At 63.3% G+C, this 17,365-nt stretch carries 19 protein-coding genes; 6 read left to right on the top strand and 13 right to left on the bottom strand.

The annotated features are described in order from the left end of the window. Position 1: 1 nt before the first annotated feature. The 11 genes from NKH01_RS21470 to NKH01_RS21420 all read right to left on the bottom strand — a co-directional run bounded on the left by NKH01_RS21470 (position 2) and on the right by NKH01_RS21420 (position 10,682). The gene (locus NKH01_RS21470; protein ID WP_254819962.1) at positions 2-676 is read right to left on the bottom strand and encodes a response regulator transcription factor; all 675 of its coding nucleotides are present in this window, start codon (positions 674-676) and stop codon (positions 2-4) included. 300 nt (positions 677-976) lie between these two features. Continuing rightward, positions 977-2,533, bottom strand: a complete 1,557-nt coding sequence (locus tag NKH01_RS21465) for a Do family serine endopeptidase (protein ID WP_023718383.1) — start codon at positions 2,531-2,533, stop codon at positions 977-979. A gap of 116 nt (positions 2,534-2,649) precedes the next feature. Further along, a complete protein-coding gene (locus tag NKH01_RS21460) occupies positions 2,650-3,117 on the bottom strand; it encodes a cytochrome c-type biogenesis protein (RefSeq protein ID WP_023718384.1) in 468 nt (155 codons plus the stop codon). After that, the gene (locus NKH01_RS21455; protein ID WP_023718385.1) at positions 3,114-5,102 is read right to left on the bottom strand and encodes a heme lyase CcmF/NrfE family subunit; all 1,989 of its coding nucleotides are present in this window, start codon (positions 5,100-5,102) and stop codon (positions 3,114-3,116) included. Before NKH01_RS21455 ends, NKH01_RS21460 begins: the two co-directional genes overlap by 4 nt. Positions 5,103-5,173: 71 nt before the next feature. Continuing rightward, positions 5,174-5,617 (bottom strand): cytochrome c maturation protein CcmE, encoded by a 444-nt coding sequence (gene ccmE / locus NKH01_RS21450; protein ID WP_353022255.1) that lies wholly within the window; start codon positions 5,615-5,617, stop codon positions 5,174-5,176. A 3-nt stretch (positions 5,618-5,620) separates the two neighbouring features. After that, positions 5,621-6,757 (bottom strand): c-type cytochrome biogenesis protein CcmI, encoded by a 1,137-nt coding sequence (ccmI, locus tag NKH01_RS21445; RefSeq protein ID WP_353022253.1) that lies wholly within the window; start codon positions 6,755-6,757, stop codon positions 5,621-5,623. A gap of 119 nt (positions 6,758-6,876) precedes the next feature. After that, positions 6,877-7,311, bottom strand: coding sequence for an RT0821/Lpp0805 family surface protein (locus NKH01_RS21440; protein WP_353022251.1), 435 nt, complete (start codon positions 7,309-7,311; stop codon positions 6,877-6,879). A 109-nt stretch (positions 7,312-7,420) separates the two neighbouring features. Next, entirely contained in the window at positions 7,421-8,833 is a 1,413-nt protein-coding gene (locus NKH01_RS21435; protein WP_353022356.1) for an ATP-binding protein, read from the bottom strand. Between the two features lie 10 nt (positions 8,834-8,843). Continuing rightward, the gene (locus tag NKH01_RS21430) at positions 8,844-9,509 is read right to left on the bottom strand and encodes a response regulator transcription factor (protein WP_353022249.1); all 666 of its coding nucleotides are present in this window, start codon (positions 9,507-9,509) and stop codon (positions 8,844-8,846) included. 64 nt (positions 9,510-9,573) lie between these two features. After that, positions 9,574-9,873 carry a hypothetical protein gene (locus tag NKH01_RS21425; RefSeq protein ID WP_023718391.1) on the bottom strand — a complete coding sequence of 100 codons (300 nt, stop codon included), beginning with the start codon at positions 9,871-9,873 and terminating at the stop codon, positions 9,574-9,576. A gap of 398 nt (positions 9,874-10,271) precedes the next feature. After that, entirely contained in the window at positions 10,272-10,682 is a 411-nt protein-coding gene (locus NKH01_RS21420; protein ID WP_353022247.1) for a DUF3168 domain-containing protein, read from the bottom strand. 234 nt (positions 10,683-10,916) lie between these two features. Here NKH01_RS21420 and NKH01_RS21415 point away from each other — a divergent pair, with 234 nt between their 5' ends. Together NKH01_RS21415 and NKH01_RS21410 are read left to right on the top strand one after the other, a co-directional pair. Then, complete coding sequence (locus NKH01_RS21415; protein ID WP_353005169.1) at positions 10,917-11,165, top strand: hypothetical protein; 249 nt, start codon at positions 10,917-10,919, stop codon at positions 11,163-11,165. A gap of 44 nt (positions 11,166-11,209) precedes the next feature. Then, the gene (locus NKH01_RS21410) at positions 11,210-11,434 is read left to right on the top strand and encodes a hypothetical protein (protein ID WP_353022244.1); all 225 of its coding nucleotides are present in this window, start codon (positions 11,210-11,212) and stop codon (positions 11,432-11,434) included. Here NKH01_RS21410 and NKH01_RS21405 read toward each other — a convergent pair. Continuing rightward, complete coding sequence (locus NKH01_RS21405) at positions 11,431-11,697, bottom strand: DUF1488 family protein (RefSeq protein WP_023718394.1); 267 nt, start codon at positions 11,695-11,697, stop codon at positions 11,431-11,433. The genes NKH01_RS21410 and NKH01_RS21405 overlap by 4 nt on opposite strands. Then, a complete protein-coding gene (locus NKH01_RS21400) occupies positions 11,694-11,966 on the bottom strand; it encodes a hypothetical protein (RefSeq protein ID WP_353022354.1) in 273 nt (90 codons plus the stop codon). Before NKH01_RS21400 ends, NKH01_RS21405 begins: the two co-directional genes overlap by 4 nt. Before the next feature lie 243 nt (positions 11,967-12,209). Here NKH01_RS21400 and NKH01_RS21395 point away from each other — a divergent pair, with 243 nt between their 5' ends. The 4 genes from NKH01_RS21395 (at position 12,210) to NKH01_RS21380 (ending at position 17,296) form a co-directional block, all read left to right on the top strand. After that, on the top strand, positions 12,210-12,548 hold the full coding sequence (locus tag NKH01_RS21395) for a co-chaperone GroES (RefSeq protein ID WP_023718396.1): 339 nt from the start codon (positions 12,210-12,212) through the stop codon (positions 12,546-12,548). Between the two features lie 101 nt (positions 12,549-12,649). After that, on the top strand, positions 12,650-14,269 hold the full coding sequence (gene groL, locus NKH01_RS21390) for a chaperonin GroEL (RefSeq protein WP_353022242.1): 1,620 nt from the start codon (positions 12,650-12,652) through the stop codon (positions 14,267-14,269). Positions 14,270-14,351: 82 nt separating this feature from the next. Beyond that, positions 14,352-14,513: a hypothetical protein gene (locus NKH01_RS21385; RefSeq protein ID WP_023718397.1), complete on the top strand. Its 162-nt coding sequence runs from the start codon at positions 14,352-14,354 to the stop codon at positions 14,511-14,513. Positions 14,514-15,136: 623 nt separating this feature from the next. Further along, positions 15,137-17,296 carry a transglycosylase domain-containing protein gene (locus NKH01_RS21380; protein ID WP_353022240.1) on the top strand — a complete coding sequence of 720 codons (2,160 nt, stop codon included), beginning with the start codon at positions 15,137-15,139 and terminating at the stop codon, positions 17,294-17,296. The last annotated feature ends 69 nt before the right edge of the window (positions 17,297-17,365 follow it).

Raw genomic sequence — 17,365 nt, 5'->3', positions numbered from 1 at the left:
TCTAGCCGCTTTTCAGCATATAGCCGGCGCCGCGAACCGTGTGCAGGATCGGCTTGTCGAAGCCCTTCTCAATCTTGCCGCGCAGCCGCGAGATATGAACGTCGATGACGTTGGTCTGCGGATCGAAATGGTAGTCCCAGACGTTCTCGAGCAGCATGGTGCGCGTCACTACCTGGCCGGCATGGCGCATCAAATATTCGAGCAGGCGGAACTCGCGCGGCTGCAGCGTTATCTCGCGCCCGGCGCGCCGCACCGAATGCGACAGCCGGTCGAGTTCGAGATCACCGACCCGGTAGACGGTTTCTGCCTCCCTGGCGCTGGCGCGGCGGTTCAGCACCTCGACGCGGGCGAGCAGTTCGGAAAAGGCGTAGGGCTTGGTCAGATAGTCGTCGCCGCCGGCACGCAGACCGGTGACCCGGTCGTCGACTTCGCCGAGCGCCGACAGGATCAGCACGGGCGTCGTATTGCCTCTGGACCTGAGCCCGGCAATGACGGACAGGCCGTCGCGGCGCGGCATCATGCGGTCGACGACCATGACGTCATAGTCGCCGGAATCAGCGAGTGCGAAGCCGGTTTCGCCGTCTCCGGCGACATGGGCGGTATGGCCGGCCTCGGCGAACGCCTTCTGCAGGTAGTCGGCCGCCTCGCGATCGTCTTCTATGACGAGAATCTTCATAGAACCGTTATACGCGATTTCGCTGGAAGATTGAGTGGCCGGCATATGCATCGTGGCCGTCTCCATGGCGTATCGCGAACAAAGTGATTCAGGGATACGCGGTAAGTCTTTGTTTTAGCATGTCGTAGCCTAAAACCGCTTCACGCTTTGACCGACACGTTCGAGCGGCAGCGGGCGATCGGAAGCCCGCTGCCGCTGGGGCGGAACACGATGACTGACTAACGTATTCAGGCCCCGTGCTTTCCCGTGCGGCGGCTCGGGGGTGTGAAAACCGCCGCACCGGAAAAGTCGAACCGGTCGTCAGCCCTTGGCGACAGGCAGCGCGACGAAGCGGTTGCTGTCGTCGCGGGTGATCTGCATCAGCACCGCCTTGCGTCCGGACTTCACCGCGTCGGCCATCGCCTTGTCGATGTCGCCGGTGCCGGTCACTTCCGTCGAATTGACGGAGGTGATGACGTCACCGGGCTGGATGCCGCGATCGGCGGCATCGCTGTCGGGGTCGACATCGGTCACCACAAGACCCTTGCCGTTGTCGGACTTGGTGACGGTCAGGCCGAGATCGGCCAGCGTATCGGTCTTCGGCGCGGGTGCAGGCTGCTGGTCGGCCGAGGCCTGCTTGTCGCTGGACGGCAGCTTGCCGAGATCGACCTTGACCGCCTCGCTCTTGCCGTTGCGCCACACCGTGACATCGACCGATTTGCCGGGCGGGTAAGCGCCGATCAGACGGGCGAGTTCCTTCGGCGAAGCAACGTCCTTGCCGTCCACCTGAGTGATCACGTCACCTGCGGTGATGCCGGCCTTCTTGCCGGGACTGTTGTCCTGCGCGCTGGCAACGAGCGCGCCCTTGCCGGACCCAAGGCCAAGCGACTCGGCGATTTCGGGCGTGACCGGCTGGATTTCGACGCCGAGCCAGCCGCGCTGGACTGTGCCGTTTTTCATCAGATCCTGCACGACCTGCTTGGCGGTCGAAGCGGGAATGTCGAAGGCAATGCCGACGCTACCGCCCGACGGCGAGAAGATCGCGGTGTTGATGCCGACGACCTGGCCGTTGAGGTTGAAGGTCGGGCCGCCCGAATTGCCGCGGTTCACCGAGGCGTCGATCTGGATGAAGTCGTCATAGGGGCCGGCGCCGATATCGCGGCCGCGGGCCGAAACGATGCCTGCGGTAACCGTGCCGCCGAGGCCGAACGGATTGCCGACAGCCACCACCCAGTCGCCGACGCGAACCTTGGAATCATCGGCGAAGTCGACATAGGTGAACTTGTTGCCGTCATCGACCTTGAGCACGGCAAGGTCGGTGCGCGGATCGGTGCCGATCAGCTTGGCGTCAAGCTCCTTGCCGTCATTGGTCACCACGGTGAAGGCGGTGCCTTCCTCGACGACATGGTTGTTGGTGACGAGATAGCCGTCATCGGAGATGAAGAAGCCCGACCCTTGCGCCACCGGCCGCGGCTGGTCGTTGTTGCGGTCACGGTGTCCAAAACGGCGCATTCCGTTCGGACCCTGGTCGCCGCCTTGGTCGCCAAAGCCGCGGAACTCGCGGAAGAACCGGCGCAGCTGCGGATTGTCGGGAAGATTGCCTAGGCCGTCCTCGTCGTCCATCTGGCCGGAACCGTCATCGGCCGTCGACTGGATCTTGGCCTTGACGCGCACGCTGACGACCGCCGGCGAAACGCGCTCGACCACATCGGCGAAGCTCGGGACCTGCGGTGCCTCGACACGCACGGCATCGGCCAGAACCGGGGCTGTCCCGGTAGCAACAGCACCAAAGCCGATCGCGCCGGCAATGGCTAGGGATGCGGCTGCGGCCAGCAGGCGTTTGCGGGTGCGAAGATATGAATTGGGGGCAACATTCATGGTTCTCGTATCCTCTTTTCAAGGGACGCCCCTTGATTGGCATCCTCGACAAAGGAAATAGAGAGCCGCACATTACGGCGCCATTTCCGGTACATGAAACTTTCGTAATGTTAGGATCAATCGCGGCGGAGTATCGCGTCCAACGCCGCCTTCTCGTCCGAGGTCAGGGCAGCGGTCGCTGTCGAGCGGCGCGAGCGAGCGGCCAGCAGGATGAACGTCCCGCCAACGAGCAGCAGAAGAACTGGCGTGCCCCAGAGCAAGGCATTGCGCAGATTGAAGCGCGGCTTCAGCAGCACAAATTCGCCGTAGCGCGAAACGACATAGTCCATCACCTGCTGATCGGTATCGCCGGCGACCAGGCGCTGGCGCACAAGGATGCGCAGGTCACGGGCAAGGTCGGCATCGGACTCGTCGATCGACTGATTCTGGCAGACCATGCAGCGCAAGCCTTCCGACAAAGCGCGCGCCCTCGCCTCGAGCGCCGGGTCGGCGAGCACCTCGTCGGGCTTGACCGCCTGCGCGGCGCCGGCGAACAACAGCGCCAGCAAGAGGACCAGCGAGGCCAGCGTGACCCTTTGGCTCATGGCGGGCTCGCCGATGGCACGGCGCCCGCCGGCTTGCGGGACGACGGCGCGCCGACACGCAGGCGGCGGTCGAGCAGCGACATCGCCGCACCCGCCATCATCACCAGGCCGCCACCCCAGATCAGCGTCACCAGCGGCTTCCACCACAGACGAACGACTACAGAGCCGTCGCTGGCCTCGTCGCCAAGCGAGAGATAGAGCTGGCTGAAGCCGATCGTGCTGATGCCGGATTCGGTCGTTGTCATCTGGCGCACCGGGTATGAGCGCTTGGCTGAGGTGATCTCGCCAGCGATGCTGCCGTCAGCGCCAAGCAGGGCGAAGCGGCCGCGATCCTCGCTGTAGTTAGGCCCCTGGGCCGGGTAGAGCCCCTCGAAGCGCAGGGTGTGGCCGGACAGTTCGACTGTATCGCCGGCATGCATCGACAGGATTTTTTCGGTGCCGAAGCAAAGCGTGCCGACAATGCCGAGCGTCGTCAGGCCGAGGCCGAGATGCGCAAGCGCTGTGCCGAAGACCGAGCGCGGCAGGCCGGCGAAGCGCCTGAGCACGGTGGCGGGCGCGACGGTGCCGAAGCCGGATTTGACGGCGAGATCGGTGAACGCGCCGCAGATCAGCCAGAAGGCAAGGCCGACACCGAGTGCCGCCAACACCGAAGCGCCATCGATGAACAGGGCGGTCACCAGCACGGCGAGCAGCGCCGCCGCGAAAGCCGCCATCAGGCGTTGGGCGACCGCGAAAATGTCGCCGCGCTTCCAGGCGAGCAGTGGCCCGAACGGCACGACGACCAGCAGCGGCACCATCAGCGGGCCGAATGTCAGGTTGAAGAACGGCGCGCCGACAGAAATCTTGTCGGCCGAAAGCGCTTCGACTACGAGCGGGTAGAGCGTGCCGACCAGCACGGTGGCGGTGGCGGTGGTCAGGAACAGATTGTTGAGGACCAGCGCGCCTTCGCGCGAGATCGGGTGAAACAGGCCGCCGGCCGTCAGCCGGGAGGCGCGCAAGGCAAACAGCGCCAGCGAGCCGCCAATGAACAGCGTCAGGATGCAGAGGATGAAAACGCCGCGCGTCGGATCGGTGGCGAAGGCGTGCACTGAGGTCAGCACGCCGGAGCGCACCAGGAAGGTGCCGAGCAGCGACAGCGAGAAGGTCAGGATCGCCAGCAGCAGCGTCCAGATCTTCAGCGCCGAGCGCTTTTCCATGACGATCGCCGAATGCAGCAGCGCCGTGCCCGCCAGCCACGGCATGAAGGATGCGTTCTCGACGGGATCCCAGAACCAGAAGCCGCCCCAGCCGAGCTCGTAGTAGGCCCAGTAGGAGCCCATGGCGATGCCGCCGGTGAGGAACATCCAGGCGACCAGCGTCCACGGCCGCACCCAGCGCGCCCACGATGCGTCGATGCGGCCCTCGATGAGGGCGGCGACCGAGAAGGAAAAGCAGATCGAAAAGCCGACATAGCCGAGATAGAGCAGCGGCGGATGGATGGCGAGGCCGAGATCCTGCAGGATCGGGTTGAGATCGCGGCCCTCGATGGGCGCCGGATTGAGCCTGACGAACGGGTTCGACGTCGTCAGGATGAACAGCAAGAAAGTAGCGCCGATCGCTCCCTGCACCGCAAGCACATTGGCCCGGAGCGTCGCCGGAAGATTGCCGCCGAAGACGGCGACAAGCGCGCCGAAGAAGGTCAGGATCAGCACCCAGAGCAGCATCGAACCTTCGTGATTGCCCCAAGTGCCGGTGATCTTGTAGATCAGCGGCTGCAGCGAATGCGAGTTCTCCCAGACGCTCTCCACCGAAAAGTCGGAGCCTGCATACGCGGTCGCCAGCGCCACGAAGGACAGCGCTGTCAAGGCAAAGCCGGTCAGCGCGGCGGGTGCGCCGACGGCCATCATCTTGTGGTTGCCGGTGCGCGCACCGAACAGCGGCACCACCGTCTGCACCAGGGCCAGCGCAAACGCCAGGACCAGGGCGAAATGTCCGGTTTCAACCATTGTCGCCGCGCTCGCCAGGTTTTGCCGCAGGTTCTTGCCGCAAAACCGTGGAACACTTTTGCGGAACCTCTCTAGTCACTCTTGCTCTCCTGCCAGACGCCCTTGGCCTTGAGGCCGTCGGCCACTTCCTTGGGCATATAGGTCTCATCATGCTTGGCGAGCACGCTGTCGGCGACAAAGATTCCGTCAGGGCCGAACGAGCCTTCGGTGATCACGCCCTGCCCTTCCCGGAAAAGGTCGGGAAGAATGCCGGTATAGGTAACCTTGACGTCCTTCTGGTTGTCGGTCACCGAAAACGCGACGGTGGCGCCCTGGCTACGCTCTACTGTGCCTTTTTCGACGAGGCCGCCGAGCCTGATACGCTGGCCCGGCTGAAGGCTGGCGGTGGCCAGATCGGCCGGCATGTAGAAGTAGGAGGCCTTCTGGCCGAGCGCATAGAAGGTCAGCCCGGTGGCAATCCCGAGGAAGGCCAGCCCCGCAGCGATCACCGACAGTCGTTTCTGCTTGCGCGTCATCGTCTACTCCGTCGCCGTCACGCCGAGCGAGGCGGCAAAGGCGGTGAATTTCCTGGCCTGGTCGCTGTCCGCGCCAAAGACGGCGATACCGCGATTGAGTGCGTCACGCGCCTGATCTGTCTTGCCCAGCACAGCATAGGAACGAACGAGCTGCATCCACCCTTCCTCGTCGCGCGGATTTTGCCGAAGCTTTTCGTCGAGGCCGGCAACCATGGTGCTGATCATGGCTTGCCGGTCCTGCGGCGACATCGAGGAGGCAGCATCGATATCGTCGGCGCTCGGCCCTTTCGCGGGCGCCTCCGAAGCGACGTTGCGGGCGGCGGATTCAGCGAGCGCCTGCTCGACGGCGCCGCGCCACGGCGAGCCTTGCGGTAAGGCGGCGAGCATCTTTTGCCAGGCCGCCGTGGCTTCAGCTATGCGGCCTTCCTGTGCCATGGCCATGGCGAGATAGAACGTGGCCTTCGGGTTGGCCGGATCGAGCTTCAACGCCGCCTCGAACGCTGCCTGCGCATCGGCTGAGACAATGCCGCCGGCCGCATTGGCGATCGCCTCGCCAAGACCGGCCTGACGGGCGGCGCTGTCGCCGTCGAGGCGAATGGCGTTGCGATAGGCGGTGACCGCATCGGCGTATCGCTGCATGCGCAGATAGATCGGCGCCAGCACGTCCCAGCCGCGGCCATCGGATGGGTTGGCCGCCAGGTGCGCCTCGGCGCGGGCTATCAGTTCGTCGACCGAGCTGTCGGCGGGGTTCTTGGCCAGGCGTTCGCTGAGCGGCTGCGACGGCAGGTCGGGTGAGCCGAGCTGGCCATAGAGGCCCCAGCTGACCAGCGGAACCACCAGCACGGCAGCCGTTGCCACCAGTCTTGTCGACCGCGACGGCTGCGTCGCCGTCGCGTCGGCCTGGCCGGCATTGCTCAGCCGAAGGATGCGGCGGGCGATTTCGGTGCGTGCCTCTTCGGCCTCCATTGGCTGGATCAGGCCACGCGCCATATCGCGGTCAAGCTCAGCCAGCTGGTCGCGATAGACTTCAAGGTCGTGATTGCCGGCAGCGGACGCGTTCTTCGAACCGCCCGCCAGCGGCAGCAGCACCGCCAGGCTTGCACCCAGCGTCAGGATTGCGGCTATGACCCAGAACAGCATGGCTCTTCCAATAGAACGAGACCCTTGCCCTGCCAACACAAGCGTGCTGCGACGCTTTGGCGGGACCGCTCCGATCGATAGTGCCGGACCGGGATCGGCGTACCAACGGCCCGGGCGAGCTACGTCAGCGGCGTCCAGCTGCCGTCAGCATTGCGACAAGCGGTTCCACGCGCTGTGGCCCCAGCGGTGCCGGTAAACACCGTATGGGTGTATTGGCGGCAGTCCTGCGAGCCGACGCGATAGGGCTGGGCGGCGACCACTTCGCCGCGATGGGCCGAACCGTCGCTCTTCCAGGCCACTTTCTGGCCGCTCGCCGTGTATTCAAGCGCCTTGTATTCCGCCTCGAGCGCGCTGCGCTTCTCGGTCTCGCTCAAGCCGGCGCCGATCGAGCCGCCGACGAGGCCGCCGCCCATGGCGGAGATGATCGTCGTTCCGACCTTGGCGCCGCTGGGAGGCGTAGCGGCCGGGGTCACCGTAACGGCTGGGCCCTTGCCGAGCGTCGTGCAGCCGGAGACGGCGAGCAGAGCGGAAACGAGCGCGATGCGAATCTTCATGCCAATACCGGCTTTCTTGAGCTGGACCGCCGCGCTGTCAGCAGGCTGGCGCGGCCATAATGTCGATGTTTGTCGGAAATTTGGCCGCAGCCGGCCGCCTGGAAAAGCATTACTGAAGGCTCCGCAAACGAACCATCGCCTTCAATCCACTCATGACGGATCGTTCCAGCGCCAGAACGCCTCCATACTCGTTGACAAGGTCGGCGACAATGGCAAGTCCGAGTCCGCTGCCCGGTTTTGTCTCGTCGAGACGCCGTCCGCGCTGCAATACCTCGCGCGCCTTGTCGTCGGGAATGCCGGGGCCGTCATCCTCGATGCTAATCTCGAACAGATTGGCTGCGCCTTCCTCGCCGGCGACGGGCTTGACGGAAACGGCGACCGCGCTTCTTGCCCACTTCATCGCATTGTCGAGCAGATTGCCGAGCAGCTCCTCCAGGTCCTCGCGTTCGCCGGCAAAGACGATGTCGGTGGCCGGCAGCGAGAGCGACAGCGCCGTCTGCGGGTTGAGCTTCTGCAGCACCCGCACCATGCGCTGGACCAGCGGCGCCACCGGCGTCCGGTAGACGACGCTGTCGCGCTGCGCGGCGACGCGGGCACGTTGCAGATAGTGATCCACTTGCTTTTGCATGGAAGCGGCCTGCTCCGCGATCAGCTGGCCCTTGGGACCACCCAGCGCCCGCCCCTCGTTGAGCAGCACGGCCAGCGGCGTCTTCAGCGAGTGCGCGAGGTTGCCGACCTGCGTACGCGACCGCTCGACGATACGCCTGTTGTTCTCGATCAGCGCATTGGTCTCGTTTGCAAGCGGCTCGATCTCAGCCGGGAAACGGCCGTCGAGGCGTTGCGCGGTTCCTTCGCGCACCATGGCAAGCGCATTCCTGACCCGGCGCAACGGCTGCAGGCCGAGCAGGATGGCAATCGCATTGATGGCGATCATGCCGATGCCGAACAGCGACAGATAGGTCAAAAGGCGCTGCTGGAAGGTGGCGATTTCTTGCTCGAGCTCGGTCTGGTTGCCCATGACACGGAAGCGCGCGGCGCGGTTTTTCGCATCGAGGACGAACTCGCTCTCGAACACCTCCAGTTCCTCGCCGTCGATGCCGTCCGCCGAATAGCTGCGCTGGAAGCTGGCATTGAAGGGCACCTCGGCAACGCTTGGCGACGGGATCGCCTTGGTCATCGACGACGAATGGAGATCACCGTGCACGCCTTCCGAGGCAGGCTCGACCGACCAGTACCAGCCGGAATTCGGCTCCGAGAACCTCAGATCGCCAAGGTCGGGAGCGCCGGTCAACTGGCCGCTTTCGGAAACGCCGACCGAGCCGATCAGGTTGAACAGATGCGCCGAGAGCAGGCTGTCGAAACCGCGCTCGCTGGCCTGGCGATAGAGCGTGGTGATCAAGGTGAAGATGACGACCAGAGTGAGGATCGCCCAGACCGTGGAAAAGGCGATGACGCGAAACGCCAGCGAACGCGGCCATGACCGCAGCGACGGCGTGTTCGAGACGGCGGGTTTTGTAGGCAGCGGTTCCGCGTTACGCCTCCGGCTTACGCATGCGGTAGCCCATGCCGCGAACGGTTTCGATGATGTCGATGCCCATCTTCTTGCGAAGCCGTCCGACAAAGACCTCGATCGTGTTTGAATCGCGGTCGAAATCCTGGTCGTAGAGATGCTCGACCAGCTCGGTCCGGGACACCACGTCGCCCATATGGTGCATCAAATAGGCAAGCAGGCGGAATTCATGCGAGGTCAGCTTCAGCGGAACACCATCGACGTCGGCCTTGGAGGCCTTGGTGTCGAGGCGCAGCGGTCCGCAGGTCAGCTCCGACGAGGCATGCCCGGCGGCACGCCGGATCAAGGCCCGCACCCTGGCCAGGATTTCCTCGATGTGGAAGGGTTTGGTGACGTAGTCGTCGGCGCCGGCGTCGATACCGGCAACCTTGTCGCTCCAGCGGTCGCGTGCCGTCAGGATCAGCACCGGCATCTTGCGGCCGCCACGGCGCCAGCGCTCGACCACGCTGATGCCGTCCATCTGCGGCAGGCCGATGTCGAGCACGACGGCATCGTAGGGCTCGGTGTCGCCGAGAAAGTGCCCTTCCTCGCCGTCGAAAGCGCGATCGACGACATAGCCGGCATCGACCAGCGCGTCGCCGATCTGCCGGTTGAGATCCTTGTCATCTTCGACGACGAGTACGCGCATGCGGGAGGCCTGTTGAAGCTGTTCAGATATAGGCCGATTCCGGCAGACTGGGAAACGGCACGGTTCAGTTCAGCGGAACGACGATCTCCGAGCGACGCGGACGCTGCCCTTCTTTGCCCGGAACCAGCACGACGATGACGCAGACCGGCTGGCCGCCGCGTGTCGACTGCGAGGCCTTGGCCAGGGTGCCGCCATTCTGCTCGGCCACCTGCTGGCCGATCGCATAGCAGTCCGAGGCGGCGAGGACGACCGGTTGGGGCTGCTCGGGCACGACAACGGGGATCGCCATCGCCTGCGACGCAAGCAGACCGGCGGCTGAGAGCGCCAGTGCCGCGGTCCGGAAGTGGGAGCAAAGGATGTTCATGGTCAGCATTCTAACGCGCTGGTGCTGAACGTGATATGAACGGTGAACGCTCGAATGCATGCCCGCCACACCCCTGAAGCGCGAGATTACCGGATTGCCATTTCGCCGCCCGTCTCGCGAAATCGCCAAAGTTTAACCTAGCCCTCCGATCCTTCGCCGACAACCGGCATCATTTGGCGGAGAAGGCAATCGCTTCAGGTGTGCGCCGACTTCGACAATCGATCCGGGACAATCGATCCGGCAACCGAAGGCAGGTTCAGGCGAACCGACCTGAAACAAAAAAACCCGCTCGGCGGCGGGTCGTTGGCGCCAATCAGCACCATAGTGAAATTAGTAGCATAGCTGCCGGCACAAAGCAAGAACAAAATTGCCCGATTCTTACGGAGAGTGCCCGACGGTCAGCCCTCATCCTCGATCATGGCGCGGAAACGCAGCAGCCCGTGATGGGCCGAAAGGTCCTCGTCGTAGCGGGCTTCGGCGAATTCGAGCTTGAGATGGGCGCGGCGATGTTCGCCAAGCGAGAGTGCCGCATCTCGCAAGCGGGCGCTGACCAGGTCCATGATGTCGAGCGTTTCCTTGCTGGCCTCGGACTTCGACCAGACATGCAGCGTCAGCAACTGCTCGGCGTTGTTCTCCGTGCCCGTAGCCCAGTCGTAAACGCTGGTGCGGCCGAAGGTCATGTGGGGAAACGCAACATTTTCCGGCGCACGGTCGAACAATCTTGCGTCGCCCAGTGCCGCCGATAAATCGGGATCGCCATTCACTGCCTCGAATATGGCCTTCTGCAATTCGACGGGTGGCGCGGTCATTGTCTTTCCCCTCGCCCGTCGCGTCGACCTCCCTGCTGCGTAGCTGCGTTGCATGGCGGCATCCCGGCAAAGCGCGAATCAGCGCGTCTCATACGGATTATGAACCTTCATGATCTCGGGAATAAGCCCTGCTACTGGAACCCGCGACGCCGCGGCCTTTCGCGTCACGGACGCCCTTGAGGGTGACGCGAATTCATTTGGCGTGCAGGGCGTTCGAAGAACGATGCTATGAAGATGTCTGGTTTCCAAACATTCGAGGTCGTTTTCGTGCGCGAGCCATCGCTGCTGCCTGTTTTCGGAAAGCTTGGGGTCAGGGCGCGGCCGGTCGCGATTGCGGCGCCGACCATGTCGATGACCATCAAGAATTTGGTCAACCGCACTCGGGAGCTGCTCTCGGCGCACGGTAGCCTGGCCCTGAAGCTGTTCGTCGTTTTGTGGACGGTGCTTGTCCTGGCGGCAATATTCTTCGTCGCCCAAGCCTGACCGAGCGACATTCATCGATCGGGCGGAAACTAAAGGATGCCAAGATGGCAAACCGCTACGCGCTGCGTATGGAACGTCCTCACAGCTGGACCGTCTTCTACGTCTTCACCGGCCAGCCTGTCGAGCTCAAGCAGCAATCCATGGTCGGCATGAACACGTGCGATGCGCACGCGATGGTCGATCGGCTGAACAGTCATGACATCGCGGCGGGCGAAGGCGGACCGGAAGCCCCGAGAAAGCGTCTTGTGGACGGATCGCGACGGATCTAGCGAAAATCGGCCGCAGTCAGCACATATATGCTCCTGCGGGTGCGGGCATAGGCATTCCTGGCGACATCGTGGATCGAGCTGGAAGCCGTGTCGAAGGCCGCCAGATAGGTAGCTTCCGAGGCCGCCGTTCCCGGCTGCACTTTGGAGATGGCATCGGTTGCGACAGAGAAGGAAATCTGGAACATGCCGTCATGGCCGACGAAGCGGATGCGTTTGCTTGCCTCGTCGTAGCTGCGGCTGGGATTGGGAAATGTCAGGCTCATGATTTGGCCTCCCTCGATACGGATACGGCCTGCTTGACTGTCCGCGGCGCCCGCTTCCTCTTTGGGGCGACCGGATTCAGAGCTGCCGCCGCGCGATCCGCCTCTTCCTTGGCCAGTCGCAATTCCCTCAGTCTTGCCGTTTTGATCGCCCTGGCCTTGGCCTCCGAGAGATATTCGGCAGTTGCCTTGTTCCGCTCCGCCGTTTTCTTTTGATTTTCCATGAAGCGAGCCTGAGCTTTTTCCATGATGTTCTGATTGCCTTCGGCCATCGGTAAAATCTCCCTTGCAGCGAAAGTCGTGAGTGTGAACTTCACCATAAAATAGGTGTTCAAAGACAGAAATTCAATTTCATTAATATTCGGCAATGCCCGAACACCAAGGGATAGCCAGGCAAAATAATTCATTCAATATTTGACATGCCCCATGAATATTTTTTGGCACTCCTATCAATCGAGTGCCAAGGCGCCTATAGAGAGGGGCGGCCGCCTAAGCCGGCCCCAGAAAGAGTCCCCATGAAATTCCGGCCACTCCACGATCGCGTCGTCATTCGGCGCGCCGAAAGCGACACCAAATCCAAGGGCGGCATCATCATCCCCGACAATGCCAAGGAAAAACCGCAGGAAGGCGAAGTGATCGCCGTCGGGCCGGGCGCGCGGGACGAAAGCGGCGTGCTGATGGCGCTCGACGTCAAGGCCGGCGACCTCATCCTGTTCGGCAAATGGTCCGGCACCGAGGTCAAGATAGACGGCGAGGACCTTGTGATCATGAAGGAGGCCGACATCATGGGCATCATCGACAAGAGCGAGATGGGTATCATCGACAAGAGCGTGGCTACCAAGAAGGCCGCCTGATTGGAATGCCGCGCGCCCTGCCGGGCGCGCAAAGGATGCTCCAAGCTTTGATTCAGGCGCGCTGCAAGCGTCTTGCCACACCAACCGAACTGGAAAAAATCATGTCTGCCAAAGAAATCAAATTTTCCACCGACGCGCGTGACCGCATGCTGCGCGGTGTCGAAATCCTCAACAACGCCGTCAAGGTGACGCTCGGCCCTAAGGGCCGCAACGTCATCATCGACAAGGCCTATGGCGCGCCGCGCATCACCAAGGACGGGGTGACGGTGGCCAAGGAAATCGAACTTTCCGACAAGTTCGAGAACATGGGCGCACAGATGGTGCGCGAAGTGGCCTCGAAGACCAACGACCTCGCCGGCGACGGCACCACCACCGCCACGGTGCTTGCCGCTTCCATCCTGCGCGAGGGCGCCAAATTCGTTGCCGCCGGCATGAACCCGATGGACCTCAAGCGCGGCATCGACCTTGCCGTCACCGCCGTCGTCAAGGAAATCCAGGCTCGAGCCAAGAAGGTCAAGTCCTCAGGCGAGATCGCGCAGGTCGGCACCATTGCCGCCAATGGCGACACCAGCGTCGGTGCCATGATCGCGAAGGCGATGGACAAGGTCGGCAATGACGGCGTCATCACCGTTGAGGAGGCCAAGACCGCCGAAACCGAACTCGACGTCGTCGAAGGCATGCAGTTCGACCGCGGCTATCTCTCGCCCTATTTCGTCACCAATGCCGAGAAGATGCGCGTCGAGCTGGAGGAGCCTTACGTGCTCATCCATGAAAAGAAGCTCGGTAATCTGCAGGCGCTGCTGCCCATCCTCGAGGCCGTGGTGCAAAGCGGCAGGCCGCTGTTGATCATCTCCGAGGACGTCGAGGGCGAAGCGCTGGCGACGCTGGTCGTCAACAAGCTGCGCGGCGGCCTCAAGGTCGCGGCCGTCAAGGCGCCTGGCTTCGGTGACCGCCGCAAGGCGATGCTGGAAGACATCGCCGTGCTCACCGCCGGACAGATGATTTCCGAGGATCTCGGCATCAAGCTGGAGAACATCACCATAGACATGCTCGGCCGCGCCAAGCGCGTGCTGATCGAGAAGGACACCACCACGATCATCGACGGCGCCGGCGAGAAGGCCACCATCCAGGCGCGCGTCCAGCAGATCAAGGGGCAGATCGAGGAAACCACTTCCGACTACGACAAGGAGAAGCTGCAGGAACGTCTCGCCAAGCTGGCGGGCGGCGTTGCCGTCATCCGCGTCGGCGGCGCCACCGAATCCGAGGTCAAGGAAAAGAAGGACCGCATCGACGATGCGCTGAACGCCACCCGCGCGGCCGTCGAGGAAGGCATCGTTCCCGGCGGCGGCGTCGCGTTGCTGCGCGCCAAGGCTGTGCTGAACGGGCTGACCGGAGCCAATGCCGATGTAACGGCGGGCATTTCGATCGTGTCGAGAGCGCTCGAAGCGCCGATCCGGCAGATCGCCGAGAATTCCGGCGTCGAAGGTTCGATTGTCGTCGGCAAACTCGCCGACAGCAAGGACCACAATCAGGGCTTCGATGCCCAGAACGAGGTCTATGTCGACATGATCAAGGCCGGCATCGTCGACCCCGCGAAGGTGGTGCGGACGGCGCTGCAGGACGCGGGCTCGATTGCGGCGCTACTGATCACTGCTGAGGCCATGATCACAGACGTTTCAGCCAAGGAAGCCGCTGCTTCGCCCGGCGGCATGGGCTATTGACCAGCCGCTGCCGGAAACAAGCCTGAAAGACAGCCGCCGGGGGATATTCCCCGGCGCGCGCCATCGGCAAGGAGATCGATCCATGATCGCATTCGTCCCGAAGCCAAATGCAGCCACGAAGACCAAAGTGGCAGAGGAAAGCCGCTTCGATCGCATTCGCAGGCTTGCCGACAAGCACAGGAAAGCCGACGCCGGCACGATAGGCCGCGACCCGAAAAAGATCGCGGACAAGCGTCCCATGTGACGATTGCCAATCCTCGGCACCCCGCGCAAGCGCGGCACCAGACCCTTATCGCGTCTCGTCGCTGATCAGCGCCAGCTGAATGCGATTCTTGCCCGAACGCACAAGCGCCGTCAGTGCCTGCATGGTGCGGTCAAGCTATCTCCGAGCGGCGGCAACTGGGGCCGCTACTTGGCGGCGTCATCGTACCGTTGGTTCTGCGCCATGAGGTGGCGGACCACGAGGTGAAGGAAAGCCTGATCGTTCAATCCAGGCTCGACTGGACCATCGTGGAGCCGCCCAGGTTGAGCCGCCCAAGTTGAGCAATGGAGCGGCAACGGGTGAATTCCGCACGGCAAACGGCATCCGGTCGGCGTCGCTGCTGCCGACGCTGGCGCGTGCCGACCTTCATGCTAGCCCAACTCGACGGCACCACCTACTCGCGCAGGGCAGCCAACATCCTGCGCTGACGCCTCGCGGGAGCCGTCTTCCCCTCGACGAACCGCCCGCTATATCTTCATCGCCCTTACCTTCATCGCCCTTGTCGGCAGCACCAAAATGGACGAATAGTCTTGCAAGGCGCGCCGCCCTGAAATTGCCGGCATGCGGTTTCTCAGTTGGCGGCATCGCCGCAGCCGGATCCTGGAATGGCCAGTCCTTTGGAACCACGCAAGAGAAGAGGTCCGATCGCGGCAAGGCTGCTGGCGGTGGATGCGTGGATCGATTCCTCGGTCTACGAAATCGGCTTCAGGGCGCGTCAGTTCTGGGAAGCGGCGACCATCTTCTCGCGGCGTTTCCGCGTCGGCGGCTGGCGCCGCGGCATGATCGAACTGTTGAGTGAAGGGTTTACGCTCGGTGCCGGCGGCATCGTCGTGCTTTTGGCGCTGGCCTTGCCGGCCTTTCAGATAACCGCCGGCGACTGGCGCACGCAGGGCGATTTCGCCGTCACCTTCCTCGACCGCTACGGCAACGAGATCGGCCAGCGCGGCATCATCCAGCGCGATTCGGTGCCGGTCGACGAGATGCCCGACCATGTCATCAAGGCGGTGCTGGCCACCGAGGACCGGCGCTTCTTCGACCATTACGGCATCGACGTGCTTGGCCTGTCGCGGGCCATATTCGAGAACGTGCGGGCGAATTCCGTCGTCCAGGGCGGCTCGAGCATCACCCAGCAGCTGGCCAAGAACCTGTTCTTGACCAATGAGCGGACATTCGAGCGCAAGATCAAGGAAGCCTTCCTGTCGCTATGGCTCGAAGCCAATCTGTCGAAGAAGGAAATCCTGCAGCTTTACCTCGACCGCGCCTATATGGGCGGCGGCACCTTCGGCATCGAGGCGGCGGCAGATTTCTATTTCGGCAAGAGCGTCAAGGACCTGAACCTTGCCGAGGCGGCGATGCTGGCCGGCCTGTTCAAGGCACCGACCAAATATGCGCCGCACATAAACCTGCCCGCCGCCCGGGCGCGCGCCAATGTCGTGCTGTCCAACCTGGTCGATTCCGGCTTCATGACCGAAGGCCAGGTGCTACAGGCAAGATTACACCCGGCCGAAATCGTTGATCGCGGCGAGCAGAAAAGCCCCGACTATTATCTCGATTGGGCCTTCGAAGAGGTCAAGAAAATCGCCGCCAAAAGCGGCCAGCACTCGCTCGTCGCCCACACCACCTTCGACGCCAACATCCAGAAGGCGGCCGAAGAATCGATGGAATTCCACCTCCGCCAGTTCGGCAAGGAATACAACGTCACCGAGGGCGCGATCGTCGTCATCGAGACCAACGGCGCGGTCAGGGCGATCGTCGGCGGCCGCGACTACGGCGCCAGCCAGTTCAACCGCGCCACCAAGGCGCTTCGCCAAACCGGCTCCTCTTTCAAACCTTATGTCTATGCAACGGCGATGGAGCATGGCTTCACGCCGGATTCGGTGGTTTCCGGCGGACCGATCTCCTGGGGCAGCTGGTCGCCCCACAATTACAATGGCGGGTCGGCCGGCAACGTCACGCTGATCACGGCGATGGCCAAATCGATCAACACCGTGCCCGTGCGGCTTGCCAAGGATTATCTCGGTATCAAGCCGATCAAGGCGATGGCCGAGGCGATGGGCGTCGAGTCACCGCTGGAATCACACAAGACCATGGTGCTCGGCACATCGGGCATGACCGTGATGGACCAGGCGACGGGCTACAGCGTGTTCGCCCAGAACGGCTTTGCCGGAACCCGGCATGGCGTCAGCCAACTCTTCACCCGCACCGGCGAGGTTGTCTACGACTTCGCCAAGGATGCGGCGCCGCCGCACCGGGTGCTGTCGGAGCAGGCGCTCAAGTACATGAACACCATGCTGGCAGCGGTTCCAGTGATCGGCACGGCCCGGCGCGCGGCCCTTCCAAACATCGTTATCGCCGGCAAGACCGGCACGACCCAGTCCTATCGTGATGCCTGGTTTGTCGGCTTTACCGGCAACTACACGGCCGCCGTCTGGCTCGGCAATGACGACTTCACCGCGACCAACAAGATGACCGGCGGCACGCTGCCGGCCATGGTGTGGCAGCGCCTGATGCTCTATGCGCACCAGAATATCGACCTCAGACCGATCCCCGGCCTCGATCACCCCTTCGTCGATGCCGAAATCGCTGCCAAGGCCGAGGAAGCGGAAAAGAAGAGCGCCGAACAGGCAGCAGCCGATGCCGCCGCCGAGCGTCCGCCGGTGCTGTCCAGCCGGACCACCCAGACCCTGAAGGAACTGACCAAGCTGTTCCAGGCGGCACCCGTGCTCGACGCGCCCGCTGCACCGGAGACCCTCTCGGCGCTGTGAGCGGTCAATTCCACAGGGCGGCTTGCCACAAGCCCCCGCACCGCGATATCCCGAGCGACAGTCTTTCAG

Source organism: Mesorhizobium sp. M1403 (assembly GCF_040317695.1).
Taxonomy (GTDB): Bacteria; Pseudomonadota; Alphaproteobacteria; order Rhizobiales; family Rhizobiaceae; genus Mesorhizobium.
The sequence above is the reverse complement of the archived record's forward strand: the minus strand, read 5'-3'. Positions and strand labels throughout refer to the sequence as shown.